This is a genomic window from Sphingobacterium sp. UBA3549 (genome assembly GCF_002376635.1).
GTDB lineage: Bacteria > Bacteroidota > Bacteroidia > Sphingobacteriales > Sphingobacteriaceae > Sphingobacterium.
In genome coordinates, this window is the sequence record NZ_DFOE01000028.1 from 240,997 (window position 1) to 253,967 (window position 12,971).

Here is a 12,971-nt window from a genome sequence, read left to right on the forward strand (position 1 = left end):
ATTTGTAATTATGATGAGAAATTTTTTTCTTCATGGAAAGGCGAGACCCATTAGCCTTTTGGGGCTCTGCCTGCTGTTTAGTCAGCCTGATTCTTACGCACTGAATCTGGATCCGATCAATGCTATTGTCGATCAAGATCAGGTTGCAGGGATCATTAAAGATGAGAGAGGTCAGGCATTAGCAGGTGCTACCATCACTGTCAAAGGAACATCCGTTCAAGCGTCCTCCAATCAACAAGGTATTTTTTCTATTCGGGCAAAGCGTGGTGATGTTTTGGTCGTGAACTACCAAGGGTTTGCAAAACAGGAGGTGGCCGTTTCCACAGGCAACGTCAATGTCGTCATGGTTTCGAGTGATCAAGCACTAGAAGAGGTCGTAATCATTGGCTATGGTAAGCAGCGGAAAGGGAATATCACCGGTTCAGTCGCTACCGTCAATGCAGAACAGTTAAAAAACATCCCCAGTTCAAATCTTTCCAATTCACTTGCCGGTAGAGCTGCAGGTGTCAATGTTACCAATACTTCGGGGATGGCCGGAGCATCGTCGAGTTTGCGTATCCGGGGGAGTTTTGCCGAACCACTCTATGTAATTGATGGCGTGGTTCGCGATAAAGCTGCATTTGATGTGCTTGAAGCGAACGAGGTTGACCAAATGACCTTCTTAAAAGATGCTGCAACTGCCGCAGTGTATGGCACCCGGGCCGGTAATGGTGTAGTAGTGGTAACGACAAAAAAAGGAACAGCTCAAGCACCTGTTTTTAATGTGCAAAGTAATTATACTTTCAATACGCCAGCACAGGAGCTCCTTGCTAATTTAACGACTGCGCAAGATGAACTCACCTATCAAAACCGGGTCGCCGAATTTCGTGGTCTTTCCATCCCAAATGGGCAGAAAGAGTTTGATTATTTCAAGGACAAAAATTACAATGCCAATGAGGTGATCTGGCGCAATCCCTTTACACACCGACAATCGATATCGGTCAATGGGGGGGGCGACAAAATCACTTATTATAGCTTGCTGAGCTACCGTAAAGAAAATGGATCGTATAAATCTTTGGATCATGAAAAATTTAACCTGCGCAGTAATATCTCCGCGCAGATTACCGAAGATTTTAGCATGGATTTTAATATTTCAGCCAACCAGACGAATTCGAAGCGCTTTTTTTGGCCATTCAGTACATCTTCGAATGATGATGATTTTGATGTATCCGATTTCTACCGTGTTACATTCAACTGGCCAAAGATGTATCCGTTTTACCTGAATGCAGACGGAACTCCGAGTAATACACCAACGGCTTATCCTGTACAGACACCTATGGGAAGCTGGCAGGCGTGGAATGTGATCGATCAGGTCATCGGAGATCGCTATATAGACCGTAAAGTGCGGCAGGTCAATCCTATTATGACCCTGAACTTGAAGCTGGATAAATTGGTACAGGGCCTTTCGACAAAAGTTGTAGGAAGTTACATTGCTCAAGACTATATGCGCAAGCGTTATATGAGTTTTCAAAAGAACTATACCTTTACCTCTTTAAACCCCAATGACAACCGCTTTATACCAGCTCCGCCATCAGAAGCTAATATTAATATTTTTACTTTTAGTCAGAGTCAGCCTTTCATGGATTACAGCCCACAACGATTGTGGGAATATCAGGTAAACTGGTTTTTAAACTATAACCGCAAGTTTGGTAAACATTCCGTCGATGGGACATTGGTTTATGAGCAGTCCAAAAAAGGAGGGACGTACGTTACTTCACGGGCAGAGAATCCGATTACAGCCCTGGATCAGATGTTTATTTATCCTACAGACCGGAACTTTAGGTCGACAACTGCCAATGAAACAATTGATTCAAGACGCGGCGTGATTGGGCGTGCCAACTACAATTATGCGGATAAATATATTGCGGAGTTTTCTTTTCGTTATGATGGTTCACCATTATTTCCGAAGGATAAGCGCTGGGGATTTTTTCCTTCAGTATCAGCAGCCTGGCGTGTATCGGACGAAAACTTCTTTACGGATATAAAAAATACGATATCGGATTTGAAGTTCAGAGCCTCTTATGGTACAACGGGTAATGATTTGGATGTCAATGCCGATCGGATCGGACAGTTTGGTTATTTAGAGAAGTATACCACTTCGGGTGGCTATATGTTTGGTGATCGCTATTATAATGGTATAGCGTATGGCGCAACACCAACCCAGAACCTCACTTGGACGACTTCTAAGAGTGTCAACTTGGGTTTAGATTTTGGATTTGTTAATAATAAACTGACCGGTAGCCTTGATCTGTTTTCACGCAAGGAAACCAATATTCTTGGCAGAAGATCACTGAAAGTCCCAGATAATTATGGACGTTTGCTTGCTCCCGAAAATTATGCGGCGAGAAGTTATAAAGGCGGGGAGATTTCTTTTAACTGGAATGACAAGGTTGGTGAAGTGGCTTACGGTCTCAATGCCAATATGGGGTATGCCAAAGACCGTTGGGACATCATTGACGAAGAGCCATCTTATGCATCGGGCCAACCACAGAACTTTCGTTCCAGGATTGGACGGCCGGAAAATAGAATTATAGGTTTTGAAGCGCTGGATCTGGTAAGGACACAGGCCGAAGCTGATGCACTGAAGGCAAAAGGATTTAAGACCTACGGAAGGGACCCTTTTCCTGGGATGATCTTATATAAAGATATTCAGGGGGCGAACTACTCAGGAGGTCCGGATGGGAAAATTGATGATAACGATGTGCAGTTATTGTCGGACAATAATTCTCCGCGCATCAATTACGGGTTTGGATTCAATGCGAGCTGGAAAGGCTTCTATCTCTCGGCCTTATTTCAGGGTGTTCTTGCTTATGATCGGATGATCAGTAATCAAGAAGGTGGTGGAATGCGTCAGCACGGTGATACCTTTCGCCCATATTATCCAATTTGGGCTTCTGATGTCTGGACACCGGATAATACCGATGCCAAATATCCGCGGCCAACAGGTTACTCCGGATGGGCCGAATCCGGTGCGGCTCCTTCGTCATTCTGGATAAGAAATGGAGCCTATTTACGCTTACGTGATCTTAATGCTTCTTATCGATTGCCGAAGAGCATGACAGAGAAACTGCGTGTCAAAGATGTTAATCTGTTTTTCAATGGAACCAATTTGTTTGTTTTTTCGCCAATGAAAGAGTTTCATGATCCCGAACAAAAGCTGTATGATTCTTATCCAGTCATGAAAACCTTTACGTTTGGACTTGATGTTAAATTTTAAATGAAAAAAGATGAAAAAAATATATTATCCTTTAATTGCATTGGCCTTGTGCATGTCCTCCTGTAAAAATGTATTGGACATCGAGGACCTCAATTCACTGGATGAAGCCAAGGTATGGGCTGATCCAAATCTAGTGAACGGCTATCTTGCCAATTTATATCCACTATTTGGTAACTGGAATGCTGGTGCGGATGGAAACTCGGAACAACTGATCGGCATCGCTTTTCCATTGGATGCAGTTACCGTCAACAATACTTCTTACAAATCGTGGGATTATACAACCATACGGAAAATCAATACAGCCATACAGAAGGTCAATGAAAGTACCTTACTAAAAGACGATTTTAAAAAAACGGTGATTGGCCAGGCGTTGTTTATGCGTGCCTTTATGTATTTTAATATGGTCAGGATCCACGGCGGTGTTCCTTATATTACGGTACCGCAAGACCTAAAAAATGATGATCTTAATGTGCCCCGCAATTCGACAAAAGAATGTTTTGATTTGATTGTTAAAGATTTGGATCAGGCTATTTCACAGTTGCCAAAAACAATCGCAAAAGGAACGGCAGATTACGGGAAAATTGATGGTGATTTTGCAGCCGCTTTTAAAGCAAAGGTATTGTTATATAAAGCTTCACCACAGTTTAATCCTTCCAATCCTTATGGAAATGCCTATTGGCAGGAGGCTAATACCGCCAACAAATTAGCTTATGATCAGCTTAAGGCAGATGGCTATAGTTTGACTCCAGATTATTCCAACATTGCGCTGGTTGAAAAAGGACCTGAGGTCGTTTTTGCTGTGATTAATGCCTATCCAAATAAAGTTGCCAATTGGGATAATGGCGTACGTCCGGGATCGGAAAGTAGGGGACCGGCAGGTTCCGTTCCATCCTGGGAATTTGTAAAAGCTTTTCCGATGAAAGATGGAAAGTTATATTCCGATCAAACGGGTAAATACCATAAGACCGAAGATCAATTTTTACAATCCTATTGGGAAAACCGCGATCCTCGCTTTGACAAGTCTATTGTGTGGAATGCCAAAATCTATGAAGTTTCCGGCAAGACTGGCAAAAGACAATACACTTCTGTCGGTATTGCTCCGGCTTTAGATGACTTTGGCATTAACCCGAAGGCAAAAACTCCATCCTCCAATTTGGATCGATATAGCGGGTTTTTTATCTTAAAAAATTCCAAACTGTCATTAAAGCAAACCGAAGTGGAAACGCAGTATGATGTCGACTTTGTATTGATGCGCTATGCCGAGGTTTTATTGAATTATGCTGAGACGGCAAATGAAACAGGAGATCTTGCGACAGCCTTAGACCTGGTTACGCAAATTAGGAAAAGAGCGGGAATCGAGCCTGGCGCAGACAATAAATATGGCATGACAGCAACCACGAAGGAACAAATGCGGGAAGCTATTTTGACGGAGCGCAATATTGAGTTCTGCTTTGAGGGACATCGTTTTTGGGATTTAAGAAGGTTACGTAAGCTCAATATTCTCAACAATACAACCAAACATGGAGTTGAAGCTATTGCCATAAATTCAAATGGAACGGAGATGAATCTGGATGATGCCAATGCATTGGCCAAAACATATACGTTGAAAGAAAACCAATTTAAATATAGCATATTGCAGGTGCCCAATACAGGAAACAAAATAAATTTGGTACCCGATACCTATTATTTCTTTCCCGTCGCGCAGTCGGTCATTGACAAGAACCCAAATATCAAGCAGAATAAAGATTGGGGAGGAACATTTAATCCAACTTTGGATTAATTTATTCGCTCATATATAGTATGATGAAAAGCTCCTCCAATGTATTTGCCCTCATAAGAATGGAGCTATTCCGACGTAGGAGTTATGGAGTGGTCAATACCAATAAAACCACCTTCTGAGTTTTGGCGAAGAAGGTGGTTTTATTGGTATTCTTTTTCTCTGAGTTACTTTCCGATGCAAAACTTTGAAAAGATATTATCTAATAAATCGTCAGTAGAGACACTACCTGTAATTTCACCAAGATGATATAAGGCTTGGCGAATATCCATTGCGAGAAAATCGGATGTGACCGGATTGTCTATACCATCTATCACCCTTTCTAGTGAATCTGCTGTTTTTTGTAGCGCTTCCACGTGGCGTATGTTGGTGACCATAACGTCATCTGTATTGAGATTTCCTAATTGTACCCGATTGATGAGTTCATCCTTTAATTCCTCCACACCAGTCTGCTCTTTTGCTGAAATATAAAGCGGATTGAGGCTGTTATAAGCCGCTTTCTGTTCCTCAGAAAGTAGATCAGATTTATTAATAATGGTGACAAATGGAATGTGGAGATCCTCAATATCAGGTAACTGAGCCTGTACTTCTTCAACTTTGTCCTGTGTAGGATCGAAAAGATAAATGATCAATCGTGCCTGTTTCATCTTTTCACGGGTGCGTTCAACTCCTTTTGCTTCAATAACATCTGCCGTCTCACGTATACCTGCTGTGTCAATAAACCGGAATGTGACGCCATGAATATTAATTTCATCTTCAATAGTATCACGCGTAGTCCCTGCAATATCGGAAACAATGGCACGTTCTTCATTTAAGAAAGCATTCAATAGGGTTGATTTTCCAACATTCGGTTTCCCGGCAATGACAACAGGAACACCATTTTTAAGGACGTTACCTTGTTCAAAAGATTGTATTAATTTTTGAACAATGACCTGTATTTTGTTGATCAGATTTTTTAGTTGATCCCTGTTCGCAAATTCCACATCTTCTTCCGAAAAATCAAGCTCTAATTCAATTAGTGATGCAAAGTGAATGAGATCTTCACGAAGGGATTTAAGCTGATTGGAGAAACCGCCCCGCATTTGTTGCATCGCCACTTGATGCGAAGCTGCAGAATTGGATGCAATTAAATCGGCAACTGCTTCTGCTTGTGATAAATCCATGCCACCATTGAGAAATGCACGTAGGGTAAATTCTCCCGGACGGGCAGCACGGCCCCCTTTTTTAATCAGTAAGCTAACAACTCTTTCGATAATGTATTTGGAGTTATGTGTTGATATTTCCACGGAGTTTTCTCTGGTATAGGAGTTAGGCGCTACAAATAGAGAAACAAGCACTTCATCAATAATTTCTTCACCATCGCGTATGGTTCCAAAGTGAATCGTATGAGACGCCTGTTGAAGAAGATTCTTTCCTTTAAAAATTTCGTTCGTAATTTTTATAGCATGCTGACCCGAAACGCGTATGACGGCAATGGCTCCATTTGTTCCCGAAGATGTCGCTAATGCAACAATGGTATCTTCAGTGATATATCCCGTATTTGACATGGTGCAAAGATACATTAAATTGAACTAATGGATTCTATATTACGCTACAAATTAAATTCAATGTGATCGGTTAAACCTTTGTTCAAACATTAAAGTCATACCTATAGAAACGCTTGTGAAAAAGAATGAAACACAGGCGGAGTGAAATTAATTTTTAAATTTAAATTATACTGTATGAGAAAGATGATATACTTCGCGTTGGCAATAGGAGGACTTGTATTAATGGCTCCACAACAATCTTCCGCTCAGTATCGGGGACATGAACGTGAATGGAGGCAGGGCAAAGAGCGTAGAAAATATGAGGAAAAAAGAGATAAAGAATATAGAAAATATTTAGAAAAACGCGAGAAAGCAGATCGTAAATATCGTAAAGAAGTTGCAAAGTCTTATCGAAAAGGATACCGTCATGGAGCACCGGTCTGGGCAAGTGCCCATCGTTACGATAGCAGGCATCATGTATACTTTAGGGACTATAAAACATTTTACGATCCATATAGAGGGGGGTATGTCTATATGCGGAATGGTCGTTGGAATTTTTCAGCAAATGTACCATCGTTTATGCTGAATGTCAATCTGGGAGCAGCTAATATTCGTGTAGTCAAAGAGGTGCCGATCAGTAGGCATCCCGAAGACTTTTATAATGATTATCGTTGGGATTAATAATAATTTATCTTTTTCAAATAAAAAAGCCTCAATCTACGGAAGATTAGGCTTTTTTATTTGCTTCTATTCTTTGATAAGCTGTTTTTTACTCCTAAGATGCTTTGTGCTATTTCAATGTGTCGTTTGCTGCCTACTCGTCTATTTCCATCTGATAGAGGTTATTGAACGCCTCTTGATGGTGTTCGAGAATCACCTTCCGTTTCATTTTCAAGGTTGGCGTTAACTCCCCATTTTCAATGGTAAATTCATCTGTTAAAATAATTGGTTTCTTAATTTGCTCCCAATTGCCAAAATGCTGGTTCGCACGGCGTACCTCCTGATTGACTTTTTTTACAATTGCCGGGTCAGTCAGAAAATCATCCTTTGTCATGCTTGCAAGTTCAGGAGCATCTGTTTTGGCCCAATCTAACAAATGAGCATAGTTTGGAACAATAAAGGCGGAGGCAAATTTCATTCCGTCACCAATCACCATTGCCTGTTCAATAAATTTAGATTCAACAAGTTTCGTTTCGATCGGCTGAGGAATGACATATTTTCCACCTGAAATTTTAAACATTTCTTTTTTTCGGTCGATGATTTTCAAGAATTTCTCGTCTTCCCACTTCCCAATATCTCCGGTATGCAGCCATCCATCAATGATAGTTTTATCCGTTTCGGCCTTATTCTTATAATATCCCATCATGACGTTAGGACCTTTAACCAGTATTTCGCTGTCTTCAGCTAGTTTTATTTCGACAAAGCGCACGGGAAGTCCAACAGTGCCAATACGTATTCCTTTGATGTAGTGATTGACGGAAATTAATGGCGAGGCCTCGGTCATACCATATCCCTCATATAAGGGGATACCAGCAGCCAGGAACGCGCGTGTTAATTTACTATGCAGGGAAGCTGATCCTGAAGCGACAGTGAGCAATTCTCCGCCTAGCGCTTCGTACCATTTATTGAGAACAAGCTGTTTGGCCAGTTTCAATTTGACATTATAACCAAAGCTCCTTTTCTTTGGATTGGGATCATATTCTTCTGCAATTGAAACTGCCCAGTCAAATACCTTTCTCTTCAAGCCGGTGAGATTATGGCCTGTCTTCATTATTTTCTCGTAGACTTTCTCAAGAATACGGGGGACAACGGTCATGATATGAGGTTTTACCTCTCTTAGATTATCACCAATCTTATCAAAGGATTCTGCTATATAGATCGTAAAACCGAGGTACATATAGGTGTATAAAACCATACGCTCGTAGGCGTGACAAGGAGGGAGGAAGGTCAGTCCGCGGTCGTAAGCTTTACAAGGGGTAATTTCTGCTGCGCCGAGTACATTGGAAAAGATATTATTGTGCGACAACATTACGCCTTTTGGTTTTCCGGTGGTTCCGGAAGTGTAAATCAGGGTAGCGAGATTTTCAGGTTTAACCTGGTCACGTAGCGCTGCTAGTTTTTCCAGGGAGCTATCGGAACCTATATCATTAAGTTCTTTCCAGCTACGTGTGTCTTCCTGATCTGCGATACAAAAAATATAATTCAGTGTATAGATAGAGTCGGTTAGATTCATCAGACGGTCATATAGGCTTTTGTTGCTGACGATACACACTCTTATTTCGGCATCATTAAAGATATATTGATAGTCTGTATCTGTAATATTGGGATATATGGCCACCACTACTGCACCAATTTGCTGGATTGCAAAGTCAATCAAATGCCATTCTATACTGCTGCCGGCAATGAGACCAACTTTTTCGTTGGGTTTCACGCCAAGTTCAATCAGCCCTTTGGAGAGGCTGTCTACTTGTTCAAGAAAATCTGCTGTTTTGATATAATTCCACTTGCCGTCCACTTTATGTGCAAATATGTCAAGATCGGGATATTTACTGACCTGTTGACGTGCAAGATCAAATAATCTAAGTTTTTCTTCCATTTCAAATTGTATTCTTTTAAGCTCCGGCGGAGCACCCTCCCAGTATGAACTTTGTTTTAAGGAAAAAGTTTGCAAACATAAATAATAGTTTCAAGATTATGGAATGATTTTGTAATTAGGTTGTTTTGAAAGGACGAAGGGGGAGCGAGTGATAGTAAAAGTGCTTTTGCGCTTTTCAAAAGTAAGCTGTTTCTTGGAGACTATTTGAGCATAGTTCCTTAAGTAGATGGACTTGATGCCCACCAATTATAAAAAAAGCTAGTCGTTATCGACTAGCTTTTCTTCTTTGTTTTTCTTTGATCAGAAGCCCGAGCTCCCGACCTGTTGCTCCTGCGACGGAAGTATTTTCCTGTGCTCTACGGAAAAGGTATGGCATGACCGCCTTAACCGGTCCATAAGGCATGTATTTGGCAACATTGTAGCCATGTGCAGCTAAATTGAAGCTCAAGTTATCAGACATGCCCAATAATTGTGCAAAGTAAATGCGGTCGATTGATCTGTCGATACCACGCCTGTCAATTTCCTTTGCCAGTAACATGCTGCTATCCTCATTGTGTGTACCGGCCATTAGTCCAAAGTTGTCCAGGTGGTCCAAGATAAATTCAATAGCTTCATTATAATCTCTGTCGGACGCTTCTTTGTTTGGCTGGATAGGATCGGAATAACCTTTTTGTGCGGCGCGAGCACGTTCAATCTCCATGTAGGCACCACGAACGATCTTAGCACCCATGTGAAATCCTCTAACTTTTGCGTATTCGAAGTCAGCTTTCAAAGATGCCAACTTATCACTACGGTACAATTGATAAGTATTATAAACAATAGGTTTTTCCATATTGTATTTTTCCATCATTTCCCGAGCGATATCGTCAATGGCATCTTGAATCCATGAATGTTCAGCATCCACCAAAACTTTTACACCTGCTGCATGACATGCTTTACAGATGCTGTCAGTACGATCCAACATGCGTTGGTATTCTTTTTGTTCTGCCTCTGTTAAAGTTTCTTTGGCGTTGACCTTTTCAAATAACTCAAAACGTCCTAATCCAGTTGGTTTAAATACGGAGAATGGAATATATTTGTTTTTACTGGCCGCGACTACGGTGCGTAATACCTCGTTGCAGCAGGCGTCAAATGCTCTTTCAGTTTCTTCTCCTTCAACGGAATAATCCAGGATCGTCCCCACTCCGTTCTCTCCCAATTCGTTGATGGCTGTTTCGCAACCTTCGATAGTCTCTCCTCCACAAAAATGCTTGAAGATTGTTTTGCGGATGATGCCCTGGATAGGCAATCCAATGTTCAGGGCAAAATTGGTCATTGACGGACCTACTTTTGTTAAGAAGTTATTCGCTATTATTTTGAATAACCAATACGCTCTTTCCAAATCCTTATCGCTTTTACTTTTAAAAGCAATCTCTGTATTATCAAAGGATAATGTCTTGGGCTCAGAATTCTCAATCATAATCTTTATTTGCAATAAGGCAAATGTAGCAATTTAGTAGGCATTAAAACGATGATTATTCTTGCATTACCCAGTTAAACCGCTATTTTTGTGAAATGCAAGAATTTAAAATCGAGGGGGAATATATACAGCTTATACAATTACTTAAAGCTTTAAATTGGGTAGAGCATGGTGCTATGGCCCAGTGGGTTGTGTCGGAAGGGTATGTGAAGTATAACGGGCAGGTTGATTACCGAAAAAGACTCAAATTAAGACCAGGAGATGTTGTTGAATTTGATGGGATGCAAATAAAATTGGTGTAATATTAAACAATATTGGTAAATAGAAAACTTAAACCTTAAAGAATCGTAGAATGGAAGTCATAGAAAGTTTGGGCTATCAGGTATATTTTGATGATACGTTGGCCTCTTTAGAGGCATTTTTAGCTGAGCGCAATTATTCAAAGATCATCGTATTGGTAGATACTAATACCCTGGATAATTGCTTGCCGCTGTTTCAACAAGCTTTACCCAATTTATCGAATTATGATGTGATAGAAGTTGATCCGGGCGAAGAAAATAAAAATATTGATTTCTGTATTGGTGTATGGCATAATATGCTCGATTTCGGAGCTGATAGATCTTCATTGATGATCAATCTTGGCGGTGGTGTGGTGACTGATATGGGAGGATTTGCCGCATCGACTTTTAAAAGGGGAATGGATTTTATTCAAATTCCGACGACTTTACTTTCCCAGGTAGACGCATCAGTAGGAGGTAAAACTGGTATTGATATGGGAAGTGTAAAAAATATTATAGGGACTTTTGCACAGCCCCAGGCTGTATTTATTTCAAGTCAGTTTTTGAAAACTTTAGATCAACGCCAGTTAATCTCAGGTTTTGCTGAAGTGATTAAACATGGACTGATCTTCGATCGGGCTTATTATGAGCGAGTGAAAACATTGGAGATCGATCAAATCGACAATTCTTTGGTCAAACATTCTGTTTCGATCAAAAACCGTGTCATCCTTGAGGATCCGAAAGAAAAAGGGCTGCGTAAAATTTTAAACTTTGGCCATACAATTGGTCATGCTATTGAGGGCTACTCGTTGTTGAACGATGCTTCACCTTTATTACATGGAGAAGCTATTGCTGTGGGAATGATTTGTGAGGGGTATCTATCTCATAAATTGAATGGATTGCCTTTGGGTGAATTAAACGATTTGATTCAAACTTTTAGAAAATATTTCAACGACTACACATTTGATTCATCCATTGATACAGCCTTATTGGATCTGATGCGAAATGATAAGAAAAACCTGTCCAATCAGATCGGTTTTGCATTGCTTGACCAAATAGGCAGTTGTCAATATGATATCTACGTTTCTGAGGATGATATTATAGAAAGCCTTGATTTTTACCGTGAGCTAATCACACCATAATAAAACAGAGAAGCCGTGTATCGGGAGAATGCGCGGCTTTTCTTTACAGCTATTTTTATCGCAATTTCGTTGCGGAAAATAGTAAACCTAAACTTAAATCATCATAATAACCATTTATATCATGAATAGAATTTTCATTTTTCTGTTTCTCCTGTTGGGGATATCAGCTGCTGTTCAGGCTCAAAGGCAAGTATTAATCTTTAGCAAGACAAAGGGATTTAGACACGGAAGCATCGAAAAGGGTGCGCAGGTACTTAAGCAGTTACTTGATAAAGAAAAGATAAAATCTGATCATTCGGAGGATGCTGCTCTGTTTACAGATCAAGGATTGAAAAAATATGACGCTGTTATCTTTCTGAGTACAACTGGCGATATTCTCGATAATGCGCAACAGGAAGCTTTTGTGCGGTATATCCAATCAGGAAAAGGATTTGTGGGCATTCATGCCGCGACGGATACTGAGTTTGATTGGCCATGGTATAACGGCCTTGTAGGTGCCTATTTTGCGTCTCATCCTGCCGTACAAAAAGCCAAAATTGATGTGCTGGACAGAAAACATCCGGCCACCAAGCACCTCGATCCGATTTGGTGGCACAAAGATGAATGGTATAATTTCAAGGATGTGAAGAACGGATTGCATGTGTTGATGAATTTGGATGAAAAAAGCTACCAAGGTGGAAAAATGGGTGATCAACATCCAATCTCCTGGACCCAGAGCTACGATGGAGGGAAAGTCTTCTATACTGGGCTTGGACATACCGATGAGTCCTATGACGAACCTGAGTTCCAAAAACATTTAATTGGAGGAATTATATCTGTTCTTCCCAAGAAAAAGTAGCTTATTTTATAGTTGGCGTTTTCTTAACTAGGGCTTGGTACATGCTTCTATGTGTCGATGGCACAATGAAAAATCCCAAATGGTCATTCCATTTGGGAT

General features: G+C 40.7%; 9 protein-coding genes. 6 read left to right on the top strand and 3 right to left on the bottom strand.

Translation table 11 applies throughout. The features are described from left to right. Positions 1-10: 10 nt before the first annotated feature. A complete protein-coding gene (locus B2W36_RS14510) occupies positions 11-3,256 on the top strand; it encodes a SusC/RagA family TonB-linked outer membrane protein (RefSeq protein WP_293888337.1) in 3,246 nt (1,081 codons plus the stop codon). A gap of 10 nt (positions 3,257-3,266) precedes the next feature. Then, positions 3,267-5,036, top strand: a complete 1,770-nt coding sequence (locus tag B2W36_RS14515) for a RagB/SusD family nutrient uptake outer membrane protein (protein WP_293888339.1) — start codon at positions 3,267-3,269, stop codon at positions 5,034-5,036. Between the two features lie 164 nt (positions 5,037-5,200). Here B2W36_RS14515 and mnmE read toward each other — a convergent pair whose 3' ends face one another. After that, on the bottom strand, positions 5,201-6,580 hold the full coding sequence (gene mnmE, locus B2W36_RS14520; protein WP_293888341.1) for a tRNA uridine-5-carboxymethylaminomethyl(34) synthesis GTPase MnmE: 1,380 nt from the start codon (positions 6,578-6,580) through the stop codon (positions 5,201-5,203). A 174-nt stretch (positions 6,581-6,754) separates the two neighbouring features. Between mnmE and B2W36_RS14525 the strand changes: the two genes are divergently transcribed. Continuing rightward, a complete protein-coding gene (locus B2W36_RS14525; RefSeq protein WP_293880839.1) occupies positions 6,755-7,240 on the top strand; it encodes a hypothetical protein in 486 nt (161 codons plus the stop codon). A gap of 133 nt (positions 7,241-7,373) precedes the next feature. Here the strand turns inward: B2W36_RS14525 and B2W36_RS14530 are convergent, their stop codons facing one another. Both B2W36_RS14530 and B2W36_RS14535 read right to left on the bottom strand, forming a co-directional pair. Beyond that, positions 7,374-9,155 (bottom strand): AMP-dependent synthetase/ligase, encoded by a 1,782-nt coding sequence (locus B2W36_RS14530; protein WP_293888343.1) that lies wholly within the window; start codon positions 9,153-9,155, stop codon positions 7,374-7,376. Positions 9,156-9,420: 265 nt separating this feature from the next. Then, positions 9,421-10,614: a proline dehydrogenase family protein gene (locus tag B2W36_RS14535; protein ID WP_293880835.1), complete on the bottom strand. Its 1,194-nt coding sequence runs from the start codon at positions 10,612-10,614 to the stop codon at positions 9,421-9,423. A gap of 95 nt (positions 10,615-10,709) precedes the next feature. Between B2W36_RS14535 and B2W36_RS14540 the strand changes: the two genes are divergently transcribed. The 3 genes from B2W36_RS14540 to B2W36_RS14550 all read left to right on the top strand — a co-directional run bounded on the left by B2W36_RS14540 (position 10,710) and on the right by B2W36_RS14550 (position 12,872). Then, positions 10,710-10,916 (top strand): RNA-binding S4 domain-containing protein, encoded by a 207-nt coding sequence (locus B2W36_RS14540; protein ID WP_293880833.1) that lies wholly within the window; start codon positions 10,710-10,712, stop codon positions 10,914-10,916. Between the two features lie 50 nt (positions 10,917-10,966). Further along, a complete protein-coding gene (gene aroB, locus B2W36_RS14545) occupies positions 10,967-12,034 on the top strand; it encodes a 3-dehydroquinate synthase (protein WP_293880831.1) in 1,068 nt (355 codons plus the stop codon). Between the two features lie 121 nt (positions 12,035-12,155). Beyond that, a complete protein-coding gene (locus tag B2W36_RS14550; RefSeq protein ID WP_293880829.1) occupies positions 12,156-12,872 on the top strand; it encodes a ThuA domain-containing protein in 717 nt (238 codons plus the stop codon). Positions 12,873-12,971 lie beyond the last annotated feature (99 nt).

Coding starts and splice junctions, on each gene's coding strand:
- B2W36_RS14530 (WP_293888343.1), bottom strand. CDS start 9,155: ATGGAAGAAAAACTTAGATTATTTGATCTTGCACGTCAACAGGTCAGT.
- B2W36_RS14550 (WP_293880829.1), top strand. CDS start 12,156: ATGAATAGAATTTTCATTTTTCTGTTTCTCCTGTTGGGGATATCAGCT.
- B2W36_RS14525 (WP_293880839.1), top strand. CDS start 6,755: ATGAGAAAGATGATATACTTCGCGTTGGCAATAGGAGGACTTGTATTA.
- B2W36_RS14540 (WP_293880833.1), top strand. CDS start 10,710: ATGCAAGAATTTAAAATCGAGGGGGAATATATACAGCTTATACAATTA.
- B2W36_RS14535 (WP_293880835.1), bottom strand. CDS start 10,614: ATGATTGAGAATTCTGAGCCCAAGACATTATCCTTTGATAATACAGAG.
- B2W36_RS14515 (WP_293888339.1), top strand. CDS start 3,267: ATGAAAAAAATATATTATCCTTTAATTGCATTGGCCTTGTGCATGTCC.
- aroB (WP_293880831.1), top strand. CDS start 10,967: ATGGAAGTCATAGAAAGTTTGGGCTATCAGGTATATTTTGATGATACG.
- B2W36_RS14510 (WP_293888337.1), top strand. CDS start 11: ATGATGAGAAATTTTTTTCTTCATGGAAAGGCGAGACCCATTAGCCTT.
- mnmE (WP_293888341.1), bottom strand. CDS start 6,580: ATGTCAAATACGGGATATATCACTGAAGATACCATTGTTGCATTAGCG.